This is a genomic window from Paraburkholderia sp. FT54 (genome assembly GCF_031585635.1).
Classification (GTDB): domain Bacteria; phylum Pseudomonadota; class Gammaproteobacteria; order Burkholderiales; family Burkholderiaceae; genus Paraburkholderia.
Genome location: NZ_CP134196.1, coordinates 24,310 through 39,114, shown reverse-complemented (window position 1 = coordinate 39,114; position 14,805 = coordinate 24,310). Strand labels below are relative to the sequence as shown.

The 14,805-nt window shown below is 65.4% G+C and carries 11 protein-coding genes; 3 read left to right on the top strand and 8 right to left on the bottom strand.

What is annotated here, in order from left to right:
• Positions 1–203: 203 nt before the first annotated feature.
• On the top strand, positions 204–2,819 hold the full coding sequence (locus RI103_RS19455; RefSeq protein WP_310816960.1) for an MMPL family transporter: 2,616 nt from the start codon (positions 204–206) through the stop codon (positions 2,817–2,819).
• A 2-nt stretch (positions 2,820–2,821) separates the two neighbouring features.
• Positions 2,822–3,910: an MlaA family lipoprotein gene (locus RI103_RS19450; RefSeq protein ID WP_310816959.1), complete on the top strand. Its 1,089-nt coding sequence runs from the start codon at positions 2,822–2,824 to the stop codon at positions 3,908–3,910.
• A 130-nt stretch (positions 3,911–4,040) separates the two neighbouring features.
• Here RI103_RS19450 and RI103_RS19445 read toward each other — a convergent pair whose 3' ends face one another.
• The 8 genes from RI103_RS19445 to RI103_RS19410 all read right to left on the bottom strand — a co-directional run bounded on the left by RI103_RS19445 (position 4,041) and on the right by RI103_RS19410 (position 11,743).
• Positions 4,041–4,520, bottom strand: coding sequence for a hotdog domain-containing protein (locus RI103_RS19445; RefSeq protein WP_310816958.1), 480 nt, complete (start codon positions 4,518–4,520; stop codon positions 4,041–4,043).
• Between the two features lie 146 nt (positions 4,521–4,666).
• A complete protein-coding gene (locus RI103_RS19440) occupies positions 4,667–5,398 on the bottom strand; it encodes a phosphorylase (protein WP_310816956.1) in 732 nt (243 codons plus the stop codon).
• A 3-nt stretch (positions 5,399–5,401) separates the two neighbouring features.
• A complete protein-coding gene (gene shc, locus RI103_RS19435) occupies positions 5,402–7,432 on the bottom strand; it encodes a squalene--hopene cyclase (RefSeq protein WP_310816955.1) in 2,031 nt (676 codons plus the stop codon).
• On the bottom strand, positions 7,429–8,697 hold the full coding sequence (hpnE, locus tag RI103_RS19430; RefSeq protein WP_310816954.1) for a hydroxysqualene dehydroxylase HpnE: 1,269 nt from the start codon (positions 8,695–8,697) through the stop codon (positions 7,429–7,431). Before hpnE ends, shc begins: the two co-directional genes overlap by 4 nt.
• A gap of 4 nt (positions 8,698–8,701) precedes the next feature.
• Positions 8,702–9,550, bottom strand: coding sequence for a presqualene diphosphate synthase HpnD (hpnD, locus tag RI103_RS19425; RefSeq protein ID WP_310816952.1), 849 nt, complete (start codon positions 9,548–9,550; stop codon positions 8,702–8,704).
• A gap of 273 nt (positions 9,551–9,823) precedes the next feature.
• Positions 9,824–10,762, bottom strand: coding sequence for a diguanylate cyclase (locus RI103_RS19420; protein WP_310816951.1), 939 nt, complete (start codon positions 10,760–10,762; stop codon positions 9,824–9,826).
• A complete protein-coding gene (locus tag RI103_RS19415) occupies positions 10,759–11,382 on the bottom strand; it encodes a chemotaxis protein CheC (protein ID WP_310816950.1) in 624 nt (207 codons plus the stop codon). The genes RI103_RS19420 and RI103_RS19415 overlap by 4 nt, the downstream gene beginning before the upstream one ends.
• On the bottom strand, positions 11,375–11,743 hold the full coding sequence (locus tag RI103_RS19410) for a response regulator (RefSeq protein ID WP_310816948.1): 369 nt from the start codon (positions 11,741–11,743) through the stop codon (positions 11,375–11,377). The genes RI103_RS19415 and RI103_RS19410 overlap by 8 nt, the downstream gene beginning before the upstream one ends.
• A gap of 712 nt (positions 11,744–12,455) precedes the next feature.
• Between RI103_RS19410 and RI103_RS19405 the strand changes: the two genes are divergently transcribed.
• Positions 12,456–14,741 carry an ATP-binding protein gene (locus RI103_RS19405; protein ID WP_310816946.1) on the top strand — a complete coding sequence of 762 codons (2,286 nt, stop codon included), beginning with the start codon at positions 12,456–12,458 and terminating at the stop codon, positions 14,739–14,741.
• Positions 14,742–14,805: the final 64 nt, after the last annotated feature.

Genomic DNA, 14,805 nt, shown 5'->3' with positions numbered 1-14,805 from the left:
AGGACCAGAAAGAAGTAAGCACCGCCGGGCTTGCAAGCTCACGGCGACAGCAGGATAGACCAGTATACCGAGATTGCGTTCCGCCCCGAAGAGCCTCTCCGGGAGCCGCACTTGCTACCGAACCGGAGACTGAGCGCTCCGGCTCTGTATACTTGTGCACTTTCGTCAAAAACAACAACCGTGATAAGGCCACGTTCGCCTACATGCTGAAGTCATCTATTGTCCGTCTCGTCGCCTATTCAGTGCGTCATCCGATGAGGATCGTCGTGCTGTCGCTCGTGCTCACCGTGCTGAGCGGTTTTTACGTTGCCTATAACTTCAAGATCAACACGGACATCAGCCGTCTCGTCGAGACCGACAAGCAATGGTCGTCGCTCGAAGATGCCATGGACCAGGCCTTTCCGGACCGTGGTCAAACTGTTCTAGTGGTGGTCCAGGCGCGCGCGCCGGAGTTCGCCGACGCCGCCGCACAAGCCCTGACCACGGCGCTCAAGGCCGATCCCAAAGAGTTCGTCGCGGTTTCGCAGCCGGCCGGCGGCCCGTTCTTCGAGCACAACGGCCTGCTGTTCCCATCAATCGACGAGGTGATGTCGACCACCTCGCAGCTCGTCCAATCGCGCCCGCTCGTCAACGCCCTCGCGCACGATCCGAGCCTGACCGGCCTTGCCGGCACGCTCACCACAAGTCTGTTGCTGCCGCTTCAACTGGGTCAAGTGAAGCTCGGCGACATGAGCCATCTGCTGTCGCAAAGCGCGACCACACTCGACGGCGTGCTGGCTGGCCAGCCGGCCGCCTTCTCGTGGCGTGCGTTGGTCGACAAGAGCGCGGCCACCGAGCCGGCGCGCGCCTTCGTCATCGTGCAGCCGGTCGTGAACTACGACGCGCTGGAGCCCGGCGCGACGGCCTCGAAGTCGATCCGCGACACCGCCGCCGCGCTGCACCTCGACTCGCGCTACGGCGCCACTGTCCGTCTCACGGGCGAACAGCCGCTCGCGGACGAAGAGTTCGCGTCGGTCAAGGACGGCGCGGTGCTCAACGGCATCGGCACCTTCATCGTCGTGCTGATCATTTTGTGGCTGGCGCTGCGCTCGGGCCGCATGATCGCCGCCGTGTTCATCACGCTGTTCGTCGGGCTCGCGATTACCGCGGCGCTCGGCCTGCTGCTGGTGGGCGCGCTCAACATGATTTCGGTCGCCTTCATGGTGCTGTTCGTCGGACTCGGGGTCGATTTCGGCGTGCAGTTCGGCGTCAAGTATCGCGAGGAGCGCAATCGCGACAACCGGCTTTCCGCGGCCCTCATGCATACGTCGCACAGCATCGGCGTGCCGCTCACGCTCGCCGCGGTCGCCGTCGCGTTGAGCTTCTTCTCGTTCCTGCCGACGGCTTACCGCGGCGTGTCCGAGTTGGGCGAGATCGCGGGCGTCGGCATGTTCGTCGCGTACTTCACCAACATGACGCTGCTGCCGGCCCTGCTGAAGATCTTCAGGCCGCCCGGCGAAGCCGGTTCGCCTGGTTTCAAGCAACTCGCGCCCGTCGACGATTTCCTCGATCGCCATCGCAAACCGGTGCTGATTGGCACGCTCATCGTCGTGATCGGCGCCACGCCGTTGCTTACGCATTTGCGCTTCGACTTCAACCCGCTTCATCTGAAGGATCCGCACACGGAATCGATGGAGACGCTGTTGTCGCTGAAGGATTCGCCTGAGGCGGCGGTCAACAACGTGCATGCGCTGGCGCCGTCGCTCGCCGACGCCGATCGCATGGCCGCGCGTCTGCGTACGTTGCCGGAAGTGGGCCGCGTCAATACGCTCGACACCTTCGTTCCCGCCGATCAGCAGCAAAAGCTGATGCTGATCGTGAGCGCTGCGCAGCAGCTATTGCCCGCGCTGCAGCAACAGCCCGCGCAACAGGCGACGGATGCCGTGCGCGTCGCCGCGCTCAAACGCGCGTCGAACCAGCTCTCGCTCGCCGCCGACGATCACCCGGGACCAGGCGCCGCCGAAGCCAAACATCTGTCCGCCACATTGCAGAAATTAGCCGCTGCCGATGCCGCCACGCGCGACCGCGCCGAAACCGCGATGTCCGAGACGCTGCGCATTGCGCTGAAGCAGTTGGCCAACCTGCTGCAACCCACCGAGATCACGCGCGAAAATCTGCCCAAGGAGATCTCCAAAGGCTGGATCTCGAAAGACGGCCGCGCCCTCGTCGACATCTCGCCGAAGGTGAAACCCGGCACCGACCCGAACGACGACGTCATGCTCGCGCACTTTGCGCACGCCGTGAAGAAGGCGGAGCCGGGCGCGATCGGCGGCCCGATTTCGATCCTGCACTCGGCCGACACCATCATCAAGGCGTTTCTGCAGGCCGCCGGTTACGCGCTCGTGTCGATTGCGATTCTGCTCTGGATCGCGCTGCGGCGCGTCGGCGACATGCTGCGCACGCTGGTTCCCCTGCTGGTGTCGGCGCTCGTGACGCTCGAGTTGTGCGTGGTATTCGGCATGCCGCTGAACTTTGCGAATATCATCGCGTTGCCGCTGATGCTCGGCGTCGGCGTAGCGTTCAAGATCTACTTCGTGATGGCGTGGCGCCATGGTCAGACCGGCCTCCTGCAGTCGAGCCTGACGCACGCTGTGCTGTTCAGTGCGGCGACCACGGCGACGGCGTTTGGCAGCCTCTGGCTGTCGCACCACCCGGGGACTTCCAGCATGGGGCGTCTGCTGGCGCTCTCGCTGTTCTGTACGCTGATCGGCGCAGTGGTGTTTCAACCCGTGCTGATGGGTAAGCCGCGCTCACGTCGCGCGAAGCAAAAAGGAATATAAGCATGAAGCTGCGTAACACCGCGCTGGCACTCGTCGCCACCGGTTTGATTTCTGGCTGCGCCACCGGCCCCGACCGCAAGCCCGGCGACCCGTTCGAACCCATGAACCGGGCGGTGTTCAATTTCAACGATGGACTGGACCGCTACGTCGCCGTTCCGGTGGCGAAGGGCTACCAGAAGGTGACGCCGCAGCCGTTGCGCACCGCCGTAAGCAACTTCTTCTCGAATCTGGGCGATCTGACCAACGCCGCGAACGCGCTGCTGCAGTTGAAGATCACCGACGCGACCGAGGACATCGTCCGTTTCGCGTTCAACTCCACCTTCGGTCTGGGCGGCTTGCTCGATTGGGCGACACCGGCCGGGCTGCCTAAGCATCATCAGGATTTCGGCCTGACGCTGGGACACTGGGGCATTCCGTCGGGTCCGTACCTCGTCCTGCCGCTGTTCGGCCCGAGCACGGTGCGCGACAGCATGGGTCTTATCGTCGACGTGAAGTTCAACCCGCTGAACTACATGGAGCCGGCGCTGCGCAATCCGCTCTACGTACTGCAATTCGTGAGCGTGCGTTCAGACCTGCTGGGTGCTTCGGATCTGCTGCAACAAGCTGCGCTGGACAAGTACTCGTTCGTGCGCGACGCGTATACGCAGCAACGCCGGGCGCGTCTGCGCGGCACCAGCGACAACGCTGCGCCGCTGCCGAACTATGACGATCAAGGCGATTCCGGCGCCTCGTCGGCGCCCGCAGCCGGCGCGCCGGCGGCAGGTGCTCTGCCGAACTATGCGGATCCGGGCGACGCCGCGGAAGCCCCTAATGCGGCCTCTGGCGCTGCCACAGGCGCCCCGGCAGGCGTGCCTGACTACACCGATCCGGGTGAGACGCCCGCAAGCGGCGCGGCGGGCGCGAAGCCGGCCGTGCCGGCAGGTGTGCCTGATTACAGTGATCCAGGCGAAACGCCCGCGAGCGGTCCAGCGGGCTCCCCGCCGGCCGTGCCGGCAGCGGCGCCCAACGGCGCGTCAGGCGCGGCCGCACGGACGCCGCCCGCAACACCGGCCGACCGCACACAGCCGGCCTCGGCGCCAGTGACGCAATAAGAATTGGGATTCAGACGGGGCGCCCAGAACGGGCGCCCCGCAAAGCCGAGCTAAGCGCTGGCAAAAACAGAACGAATTACCGCATCGGCGCGCACTGCGCCACAGCTTGAGTCGGAGCCGATCAACCGGCTCAATGCAAGCTATCCACCTCGGCGCGCGACGCAACCCGCTCTTCTTCGACGGCAACCGCGCCTTTCGGCACCGGGCGCGAATTCTCGCGATAGCGGGCAAACGCCTCATCCGCATAACGAATCCGCGTGCGCCCGTGAGGCCCCGGCTCGCCGTTCTCGTCGAGATTGACGAACACCATTTTCTCGACGGTCAGGATGCTTTTGCGCGTGATCTTGTTGCGCACTTCGCAGCGGAGCGTGATCGAGGTGCGGCCGAAATGCGTGGCGGTCATGCCGAGTTCGATGATGTCGCCCTGCCGCGCCGAGCTGACGAAGTTGATCTCGGACATGAACTTGGTCACGACGCGCTGATTGTCGAGCTGGCAGATGGCGTAAATGGCGGCTTCTTCATCGATCCAGCGTAGAAGGCTGCCGCCGAACAGCGTGCCGTTGGGGTTCAGATCTTCGGGCTTGACCCACTTTCTGGTGTGGAAATTCATTTTGGTACTCCGTGTTCGAGGCGCTTGGGCCGCGCGCCTTAACGGCACGACCTAGGGTTAACACTAACATTGTACCAAATATAAGGGTTTTCCCTAGTATTTCAATAACTGCTGAATAAAAGGGAAATAGCGCGGCGGCGCGCGCTTCAGCCGATGGTCACGCGCAATGCCCCGGCCTCGCCTATCGCGCGTCGCGCCTGCACCAGCGAAATGCGCGCCGCCCGGGCGTCGACGGCAACCTGAATCAGCGCGCCGAGCTGCGACGGCTGCCGCATCAATTCCCGCAGAATCGGCCCGAGCGCCGTGCCGCCGTCGTCGCGCAGGCCGGCGGTCGCCGCGGAAGGCAGCGTGCGCCACGCCGGATCGACGATCGCGCGGCACACGGCAAACGGGACCCCGTGCGCGGCCGCTTTCGCGCCGGCAATGTGCGACTCCATGTCCACCGCTAGAGCGCCGTTCGAGCGATGCAGCACGTCCTTGTCGCCCGCCGTCACCAGAGGCGCGGTGACTGCCGCCATGAGACCACGCCGCAAACGCGCGGAGAGCGGGCCTGCCGCCAGCGCGGCCGCGAGCCGGTCGGACCATGGCCGATCGGTCTGGAGGCGCCCAAACGGACCCTCGACGGCGTCCGCGACGATCAGCGAGCCCGGCTCCAGGTCCGGCGCCAAACCGCCCGCCGTACCGAAACTGATGATGCCCGAACAGCCACGCGCCACCGCCGCGCTCAACGCGCTCTCCAGCAGGTCGGCGCGCGCCGCGTAGACGACCTCGACGCCTTCGCCACGCGCGATGCGCGCCTCGAACGCCATGCCCGTCACCACGATTACCGGCAAGGGACGGCGGCCGTCATCGGTTGACGGCGTTGGGGAAAGCGGCATCCGTTACATCCCGACGGCGACGCGCGTGAGGCCGTTGCGCTTCAGATGACGGAAGCGCGCCAGTGCCCACAGCGGGAAGAACTTGCGATAGCCGTGATAACGCAGATAGAACACGCGCGGGAAGCCGGTCGCGGTGAAACGCGCTTCGTCCCACAGACCGTGCTCGCGCTGTTCACGCTGCAAATACGCGACGCCTCGCGCGACCGCTTCGTGATCGACCTCGCCGGCCGCCATCAGGCCCATCAGCGCCCACGCGGTTTGCGAAGCCGTGCTCGGCGCGCGCTCGTAACCGTGGTAGTCGAGCTTGTAGCTCTCGCCGCCCTCGCCCCAGCCGCCGTCTTCGTTCTGGATCGACAGGAGCCACTGCGCCGCGCGCTTCATGTGCGGGTCGTCGTGCGGCATGCCGGCTGCGTTCAGCGAACACAGCGCGGTCCACGTGCCGTAGATGTAGTTCAGGCCCCAGCGGCCGTACCAGCTGCCGTCCGATTCCTGCTCCCGCAGCATGTACGCGAACGCGCGTTGCGCCGGCTCGCTGTTCTGCGGCAGTTCGCCGAGTTGCGCGAGCATCGACAGACAGCGGCCCGAGACGTCCGCGGTCGGCGGATCGAGCAAGGCGCCGTGATCGGAGAACGGAATGTTGTTCAGGTAATACTGCGTGTTTTCCGGTTCGAACGCGCCCCAGCCGCCGTCGCTGCTCTGCATGCCGACCACCCACTCGCGCGCCCGCGCAATCGCTTCGCGATCGACATCCGATTGCGTCACCGTTGCCGAGCGCTGCATCGCCATCACGACCACCGCCGTATCGTCGACGTCCGGGTAATGCGCGTTGTTGTACTGGAACGCCCAACCGCCCGGCCGCACATTCGGACGGCGCGAAATCCAGTCGCCGCGCACGTCGAGAATCTGCAGCGGACGCAGCCACGCGAGCCCGCGTTCGGCCGCCTGTTCGGCGTGCGCCTCGCCGGTTTCGAGCAGCGCGTGCGCCGCGAGCGAGGTATCCCATACCGGCGACAGACACGGCTGGCAATACGCTTCGTCATCCTTGATAACGAGCAGCTTGTCGATCGACTGGCGAGCAATCGCGCGATTCGGATGATCGGCCGGATAGCCAAGCACGTCGTACATCATCACCGAGTTCGCCATGGCCGGGAAAATCGCGCCGAGGCCGTCTTCGCCATTGAGCCGTTCGTCGACGAAAGCCACCGCTTGCCGCACCGCGCGCTCGCGCGTGGCTTTCGGGAGCAGGCCGTCGACGGCGCGCAGCAGCACGTCCACGCCACTGAAAAACCGGAACCAGCCGGAATGCTGATGCGGCGCCCGATCGCGCGGGCCGGTGTTGACCGGCGCGCCGCGGAACAACTCGTCGATCCGCACGCGGCGCGGGTTGCGCGCCACCGGCCGCTTCGCATTCAGCACGAGCAGCGGCACGATGACGGTACGCGCCCAGTACGACACCTTCGACAGATGGAACGGGAACCACATGGGCAACAGCATGATCTCGACGGGCATCATCGGCACCGCGCGCCAGGACACCACGCCGAACAGCGCAAGCAGAATCCGCGTGAAGACGTTCACGGTTTCGGCACCGCCGTTGGCGAGAATTGCCTCGCGTGCGTGGACCATGTGCTCGGCGTCCGCCGGGTCGCCGATCATCTTCAGTGCGAAATACGCCTTCACGCTGGCGCTGACGTCGAGCGCGCCGTCGGTAAACAGTGGCCAGCCGCCGTCGGGCAACTGGATGCGGCGCAGATAGCGCGCGATCTTCTGTTCCAGCTCCACGTTCGGTGTTTCACCGAGATAGTGGACCAGCAGCACGTATTCAGCGGGAATCGTGGCGTCGGCTTCGAGTTCGTAGACCCAGTGGCCGTCCGCCTTCTGCGCGGCGAGAATCGCATCGGTCGCGCGCGTGATCGCGGTGTCGAGCGACGCTGCGGGCGCCTCACCCGCAACAGCCGGCGCGGTCGCGTCCGGCGTGGCGTCGGCGAATTCGGGCAGCACGGCGTCCAGTGGCTGGGCTTGAGATAAATCGTTCATCGGCGTTCCATCGGTTCATTCAGCAACGTATCCGCGGCCTTCTGGCCTGAGCGGATCGCGCCTTCAATCGTCGCGGGCAGACCGGTAGCCGTCCAGTCGCCCGCGAGCATCAAGTTATTCCAGCGAGTGCGCGTGCCGGGCCGCCGCGTCTCCTGATCCGGCAGCGCGGCGAAGGTCGCGCGTTTTTCCACGACGACCTGCCAGGCCGGCATTGGCGCGACCGGCAAACTGGCCGCCTGAGCCACTTCGGCCCAGACCGTGGCCGCGAGTGCTTCATGCGGCGTGTCGAGCAGCCGCTCAGCACCGTTCACGGTCGCCGACAAGCGGCCTTCGAAGGCGAACAGCCATTCAGCCGTGCCGTTGAGCAGCCCGGTGACCTGCGGCAAGCCAAACGGCGGCTCGACCGCGAAATGCACGTTGACGGTCGCCGCGAAGCGCGTCGGTGCGCGCAAACCCTGCACGAGCGTTTGCGCGATTTCAGGCGGGACCGCGAGGATCACGGCCTGGTTCGCGTCGAGCGCGATGCTTTCAGCGGCGAAATTCAGCGCTTGTACGCGACGGTTGTCGGCGGCAAAGACGATTCCGTCCAGGCGCGAACCCAGCCTGATCGCCGCGCCGCCATGTTGCAGCAGCCGCAGCGCCGGATCCACGAACGCGCTGCCGAGACCGTTGCGCGCCACCAGCGGCCGGCACGCAAGGCCGCCGGCGAGCAGAGCCTCGCGCACCATGGCGCCCGTCAGTTCCGCCGAGGCTTCGCGCGGCTCGACGTTCAGCATGGCGTGAAACAGCGGCCGCAGCAGACGGTCCCACAACGCACCGTTGCAACGCATGGTCTGCGCGACGCTGCGCCCGGGTTTGGCAAACAGCAGCGGCAGCAGCGCCAGATAGTCGCCTGGCGCCGTGTTCGGCACGCGCGCGTTCGGGTCGAAGATCCACCACGGCAGATGTCCCGGCGACAGGCGCACGGTCCAGCGCGCCCGCGTGGCCAGATCCACGAACGCATATTCGGGATGGGCCGGGCCGACCAGTTCGTCGGCGGCGCCGATCGCTCGTGCGTAGTTGAGCGTCGCGGCATTGCCCGACACCATCATGTGATTGCCGGTGTCGAGCGTCGCGCCCAGCCTGGCGTCGTAATACGAACGGCAACGGCCGCCCGCCTGGGCAGCGGCTTCATGCAGCACGACGTGCGCGCCGCGCCGTTGCAACTGCACTGCGGCGGCCAGGCCGGCAAGGCCTGCGCCGACCACATGTACGAGCTTTTGCATCAGCTCAGAAGAGCGCGTAACGCGCGACGATCCACAGCATGCGGAGCTTTGGCTTGCTGACCTTCGTACGCGGAATGTCGAAGCCGCGCTCCAGCGTCCGTTCGAGCAGCACGCGATACACGCCCGACATGATGCGCGGCGCCCGCACGTGATTGCGCGGCTCGCGGTCCATGATCGCGTCGGACGCGGCGAAGTGTTCCTTGGCCCGCTCGGCGAGCGTGGCGCACACGCGCGGCAGCGACGGGTCGTCGGCGATCTGCGTGGGGTTCGTCACCGCGATGCCTTCGCGCGCCAGCAATTCGTGCGGCAGATAGCAGCGATTGATGCCGGCGTCTTCGTCGATATCGCGCAGGATGTTGGTGAGCTGCAGCGCGCGGCCCAGATGATGCGCGAGCAAACGGCCGAGCTCTTCCTGCATCCCGAATATCCTCACCGATAGACGGCCCGCCGCGCTCGCGACGCGGTCGCAATAGAGGTCGAGCGTGTCTTCATCGGGGGCGCAGATGTCTTCGGCGGCGTCCATTGCCATGCCGTCGATCATCGCGTGGAAGTCTTCGCGTTGCAGATGAAACGTATGAATGTGCCGCGTCAGCGCGCGCAGCGAAGCGCGCGGCGCGCCGGCGTAGCACGCGTCGATGTCGGCCCGCCAGCGCTCGAGCGCGGCGGCGCGTTCGGCGCGCGGCATGTCGCTGTCGGCGATATCGTCGACGGCGCGGCAGAAAGCGTAGACCTGATACATCGCGTCGCGCTGCGCGGCCGGCAGGATGCGCATGGCGAGATAGAACGAGCTGCCGGACGTGGCGGCAGCGGCGTCGATTTCTGTATCGTCCACGACAAGATTGGAAACAGCCAAGACGATCTCCGCAGGAGGCGCCCGCTGAAAGGCGTTCAAGAAGTTTGATGCCTGCCGCAGGGCCGGCGGCAAGCGCGCGCGGACACGCGCGAAAGACCCGGCTGGGAGGCCGGAAACGGCGAAAAGTATATCAACGTTTGTGAGATGCCGCAGATTCGGCGGCGGATAAGGGGCCGGAAGGAAGCCTGAGGCGGGCTCGCCCGTGCGCCTCGCGGCACGCCTCGAGGCTTGCGCGGAGCCTCTCGCAAGGCTGAAGGCCGTGCTCGCGCGAAGTCAGACGAACCCGACCGAGCGGTTGCGTCCTTGCCGTTTCGCGCTGTACAACGCAGCGTCGGCTTCGTTGATGAGCACGTCATATGAAGGCACGCCGCCCCGCGCCGACGCGCCGCCGACGCTCGCCGTCACCGGCACGCTCGTGCCCTGCACTTCGACCGGCGTGTCGGCGATCGTGCAGCGGATCTTTTCCGCGACGCGCATCGCGTCGTCGAGCGGCGTGCACGGCAGCAGCAGCGCGAATTCCTCGCCGCCGAAGCGCCCGAACGTGTCCTGCGCCCGCACCACCTCGGCGACGCGCTGGGCCATCACGCGCAACACCGTGTCGCCGACGCCGTGGCCGAACTGGTCGTTGATTTTCTTGAAGTGGTCGAGATCGAACAGCAGCACCGACATGTCGCCGCCGTAGCGCTGCCAGCGCGTGTATTCGTCGCGCAGGCGCGCTTCGAAGAAGCGGCGGTTGGCAATGCCCGTCAGGCCGTCGCGGTCGGCATATTCCTGCAGCTTGGCGACCGCCTCTTCGCGTTCGCGCTGCACGATGCTCACGTGCGTGACGTCGGAAATGGTCACGCACACCGCCACCACTTCGCGCTCACGCATCAGCGGCATGAAGGTGCAGTCCTGCTGCATGAAATCGACACCGCCCGTAATCGGCCGGTCGTGATCGAACTTGAAGAGATACGGGCGCTGTTCCCACGAACTGAACGCAAAGCTGCCGAGCTGGAACACGCTTTCGATCTTGCGCGACAGCCACACGCGCGGCAGTTCGGGAAAATGCGTGTATAGCGACTTGCCGACCACCTGGTCCGGCGTCAGCCCGCTGTGATCCTGCATGAAGCGGTTCCACATGAGCACGTTCATGTCGCGATCCAGTACGAAAATGCCGAAACCGACACGTTCGACCACCAGATCGCTCAACGAGTCCACGGGCGCATTCATAGGCTCGACAGCAGCGCGTCGAGCGCGTTGTTCATGTGGCGAATCGATTCTTCGGCCATCAGCATCACGAGGTGCGCGCGGAAACTCTGGTCCTCGAGCGCGAAATTCACTTCGACCAGCAAGGCCACTTCCCATTGCAGCACACCGGGCTGGAAGACCTCGTCGAGCGTCATGGCTTCGCCGAGCAAACCCGGCGCCGAGAAGATCGGCGTGCGGCCGAGCTGGTCGAGAATGCACGACACGCAGGCGCCAGTCAGCACGTTCGCCACATCGAACACCAGCTCTGTCTGGCTCACCGCCTCGTAGGTCGAGCGCGAGTATGGATCGCTGACGAGCGCGCACAGTTGTTCGATGCTGTCGCTGCGGCAGATCACCAGCGCCTCGCCCTTGATATCGGAGCGGAAACCCTGGCGCACCGCGCTCACGGTGTCCTCGATCCCGGTCATCTCCCGCAGCGCCTGCGCCGCCTCGCTGACCGCCACCACCTTCACGCGCGGCACCGACAACTCGATGAACGCATCGAGCAGCCGCGCCAGACGCGTCGCGGCTTGGCCCATCGCCAGATTGGCGACCTCTTGCAGCGCGTCGCGCTGATCTTCGTTGAGGACTGGCTCAGACATACAACCCGTACTCCTTGAGGATGGGTAGTACCGAATCGGGCGTCACGGGCTTGGCGATGAACGCGACAGCACCGAGCGCGCGCACGCGCGACTGGGCCATCGGCTGAACGTCAGCGGAGACGACGATGACGAAGGTGTTCAGATCCTCGTGCTGCAGTGCTTCCAGCACCTGATAACCGGTCATGTCCGGCATGGTCAGATCGAGGAACATCACCGACGCTTTGCCTTCGCGATACAGCGCGAGCGCTTCGCGCCCGTTCGATGCGTAAGACACGTCGACCTCCCAGTCCGGCGGCAATGCCTTGGTGAGCACCTTGCGGGCAAGCAGCGAATCGTCGGCGATCACAATAGGCAATGACATGGGCGGGTCGGAAAGCGGAATTAGCTCACTCGCGTTAACGGCGTATGGAGGAGGATTCTTTAGCGCGAACTCTGTCGACCAGCGGCAAAGCGGGCTGAAGCTTGCTGAAATGCGGATTGCAGGCGAGCGGGGAGCGCGCGCGGCGAGGCGCGATGGATGGAACCGGTGGGCACGCCTGAGAACGTACGCGCACGATGGACGACGGCGATGACCGGCATGTTCGAAGCCTACCCCGTAGATGAATCTGCGCGGCCTCGTGGATCGGGCTGGTCCCTTGCCGCGCACGTGATCCGCGAACGCCTTCCGCCACGCGTGGTACGCATGGCTTGGCTGGGTGCCCTCGCGGCAGATGCGTCCGAACATGGCGGACGCACTCTTATCATGGGGCTGATTCTCGAAGTAAAACGGCGGAAAGGCAACTCGCCGATTTCGCTTTCGTTAAATACATTTTCCCACCAAGCACTATTTTTTAGAATATTTCGATATGTTTTGAAGGGATCCTTTTACTTCTATCCTTTTGTGTACGTTTGCGCTTCTCGATTCGTCGCTGTTTTAAAAAGCAGACGATTGAGTCGTCAGTCGATGGCGGTCCGACAGCCGCCGAGGCGGCCCGTTTGCCGCGAGTAACTTCTACCGCCGCGCCGCGTCTATGCTTCTCGTATGATGCTGACTCCGGGCCTCTGCGTCCCGAATGACCTTCGCATTATCGACAATGACACCAGACCGGTTCGAACCGCCGCCCGCGAGTCGCCGTGCCGCTAGCCGGCAGGATGAGGCGTTGTTCCCAGCCGTGCCGGAACAGAATTTCCATGTGCGGCGCATTACCCTGATCGCCCTGCTGATCGTGGCGATCGTCCTGCCATGCGTGTATGTCGCGGCCATGGCGCTCAGCGATTGGCGCACGCGCGAGGCCGACGCCACCGACATGACGCTGCGCACGGTGCGGATTGCCGAAGAACACGCGCTGAAAGTGTTCGACATGAACGAAACGCTCGATGCGCGCATCGTCGATCTGACCGAGGGTCTTGACGACGACGGCATTCGCGCCCGCGAAGCCGCCATTCACGAGAAGTTGCGCGTCATGGGCGGCGGCTATCCGCAGGTGGCGGCCGTGTCGATCTTCGGGCGCGACGGCGCCTTGCTCGCCAGCAGCCGCTACCTGCCGTCGCCGGCCATCTCGGTCGGCGAGCGCGAGGACTTCACGGGCATTCGCGACGGCAAGGATCTCGAGCATGTGTCGAAGGTCATGACGGGGCACGTGGCCGGCGAACAGGTGTTCAACATGGGCGTCAAGCGGCTCGGCGCGGACGGCTCGTTCGCCGGCGTGGTCTCCGTCGCGCTGCGGCCGAGCTATTTCGACGCGTTCTATCGCGAACTGCTCGGCGGCAACAACAGCGGCACGCCGATGACCATGAGCCTCGTGCGCACGGACGGCTCGATCCTCGCGCACTATCCGCGCACGCCGCGCGAGCCCACCGCCATGGCGTCGCAAACGCCGTTCGCCGAAGCGCTCGCGCAGGGACGTCGGGCCGGCGTGATACGCATGCATTCGAATGTCGACGGCGAAAATCTGATCCTCGCGTTCCGCCACGTCGGTTCGTATCCCGTGTACGTGGTATGCGGCTATCGCGCCTCGGCGATCTGGGCCGCGTGGTACCGGCACCTCGGCGTGCTGATCCTGTCGATGTTCACGCCGTCCATCGCGCTGTGGTGCGTGATCTGGTTGTCGCTGCGCCGCCTCGGCGCCGAAGAGGAGGCGTGGCAACGCTGGCAGGCCGAAGCGTCCATGCGCCGCTCGATCGAATCGGCGTACCGTCAGTCGCGCAAGATGGAAGCGCTGGGCACGCTGGTCGGCAGCGTCGCGCACGACTTCAATAACCTGCTGATGATCCTCTCCGCCAACGTGCAGATCGTGCGGCGGCGCGGTACAAGCGGTCTGGACCGCGAACTGTCGGCGATGGAGCGGGCGCTCAAGAGCGGCCAGTCGCTCACCCGGCAGCTGCTCGGCGTTGCGCGCAAGCAGCCCTTGCGCAACGAGACACTGTCGCTGGAACGCTGGCTGCCGGCGTGCCGCGAGTTGCTGCGCGCCTCGCTCGGCGCGAAGGTATCGCTGGTGATCGATATCAGTGTCAAGGTCTGGCCGATGCGCGTCGATGTCGCGGAACTGGAGCTGGCGCTCATCAACGTTGCGGTGAACGCGCGCGACGCCATGCCGAACGGCGGGCGCTTCACAGTGCGCGCCACCAATATCCATTTCCGGCACGAAGACGGCTTTCCGCTAACGGGCGACTTCGTGCAGCTGTCGCTCGAAGATACCGGCGCGGGCATGGCGCCCGACGTGCTCGCGCGCGCCTTCGAGCCGCTTTTCACGACCAAGCCGAAAGGCATGGGCACGGGTCTCGGTTTGCCGCAGGTTTTCGCGTTCTGCGAGCGCTCCGGCGGCCTCGCCGCGATCGACAGCGCGGTTGGCGCGGGCACTTCCGTGCGTCTCTATCTGCCGCGCGCCACGGCCGAGCCGGAGGCCGACGGACCGCCTGAAACGAGCGTCGAGCAAAACGGCGCGCCGCCTGGCCTGCGCATTCTGCTGGTCGAGGACAACCAGGAAGTGGCCGCCGGCACCGAAGCCCTGCTGCAGATGATGGGCCATCAGGTCACGTGCGTCTTCAACGCCGACACCGCGCTGCGCCTGTTCGACGACGCCCACGCGCGGCAAGCCCGCACCGGCGAACCGCTGCCGTTCGATCTAGTGCTGTCCGACATCCATATGCCCGGCACCTTGAATGGCATCGATCTGGCCGAGGCGGTGCTCGCATTTCACACCAAACTGCCGGTCATTCTCGTCACCGGCTACGCGGAAGAGCTCGACCGTGCCCGCCACGTCGACGTGCGGGTGCTCTCCAAGCCTTTCGATATCGGTCTGCTGGAAGAACTCCTGCAAGCGATCCAGCACGATCTGGCGCAGACGGGCGCCGATCCGGCGGCGCATCCGGCGGAGTGAGGCCCGCGCTGGTGGGCGTGGCCTGAAGTCTGACATTTACCAGCGGTTGTAAAAGCGCGGCGGC

What these genes read in the sequence shown, in the direction of transcription:
- RI103_RS19455 (WP_310816960.1), top strand. Translation starts at nt 204, where the DNA reads ATGCTGAAGTCATCTATTGTCCGTCTCGTCGCCTATTCAGTGCGTCAT.
- RI103_RS19450 (WP_310816959.1), top strand. Translation starts at nt 2,822, where the DNA reads ATGAAGCTGCGTAACACCGCGCTGGCACTCGTCGCCACCGGTTTGATT.
- RI103_RS19445 (WP_310816958.1), bottom strand. Translation starts at nt 4,520, where the DNA reads ATGAATTTCCACACCAGAAAGTGGGTCAAGCCCGAAGATCTGAACCCC.
- RI103_RS19440 (WP_310816956.1), bottom strand. Translation starts at nt 5,398, where the DNA reads ATGCCGCTTTCCCCAACGCCGTCAACCGATGACGGCCGCCGTCCCTTG.
- shc (WP_310816955.1), bottom strand. Translation starts at nt 7,432, where the DNA reads ATGAACGATTTATCTCAAGCCCAGCCACTGGACGCCGTGCTGCCCGAA.
- hpnE (WP_310816954.1), bottom strand. Translation starts at nt 8,697, where the DNA reads ATGCAAAAGCTCGTACATGTGGTCGGCGCAGGCCTTGCCGGCCTGGCC.
- RI103_RS19420 (WP_310816951.1), bottom strand. Translation starts at nt 10,762, where the DNA reads ATGAATGCGCCCGTGGACTCGTTGAGCGATCTGGTGGTCGAACGTGTC.
- RI103_RS19415 (WP_310816950.1), bottom strand. Translation starts at nt 11,382, where the DNA reads ATGTCTGAGCCAGTCCTCAACGAAGATCAGCGCGACGCGCTGCAAGAG.
- RI103_RS19410 (WP_310816948.1), bottom strand. Translation starts at nt 11,743, where the DNA reads ATGTCATTGCCTATTGTGATCGCCGACGATTCGCTGCTTGCCCGCAAG.
- RI103_RS19405 (WP_310816946.1), top strand. Translation starts at nt 12,456, where the DNA reads ATGACACCAGACCGGTTCGAACCGCCGCCCGCGAGTCGCCGTGCCGCT.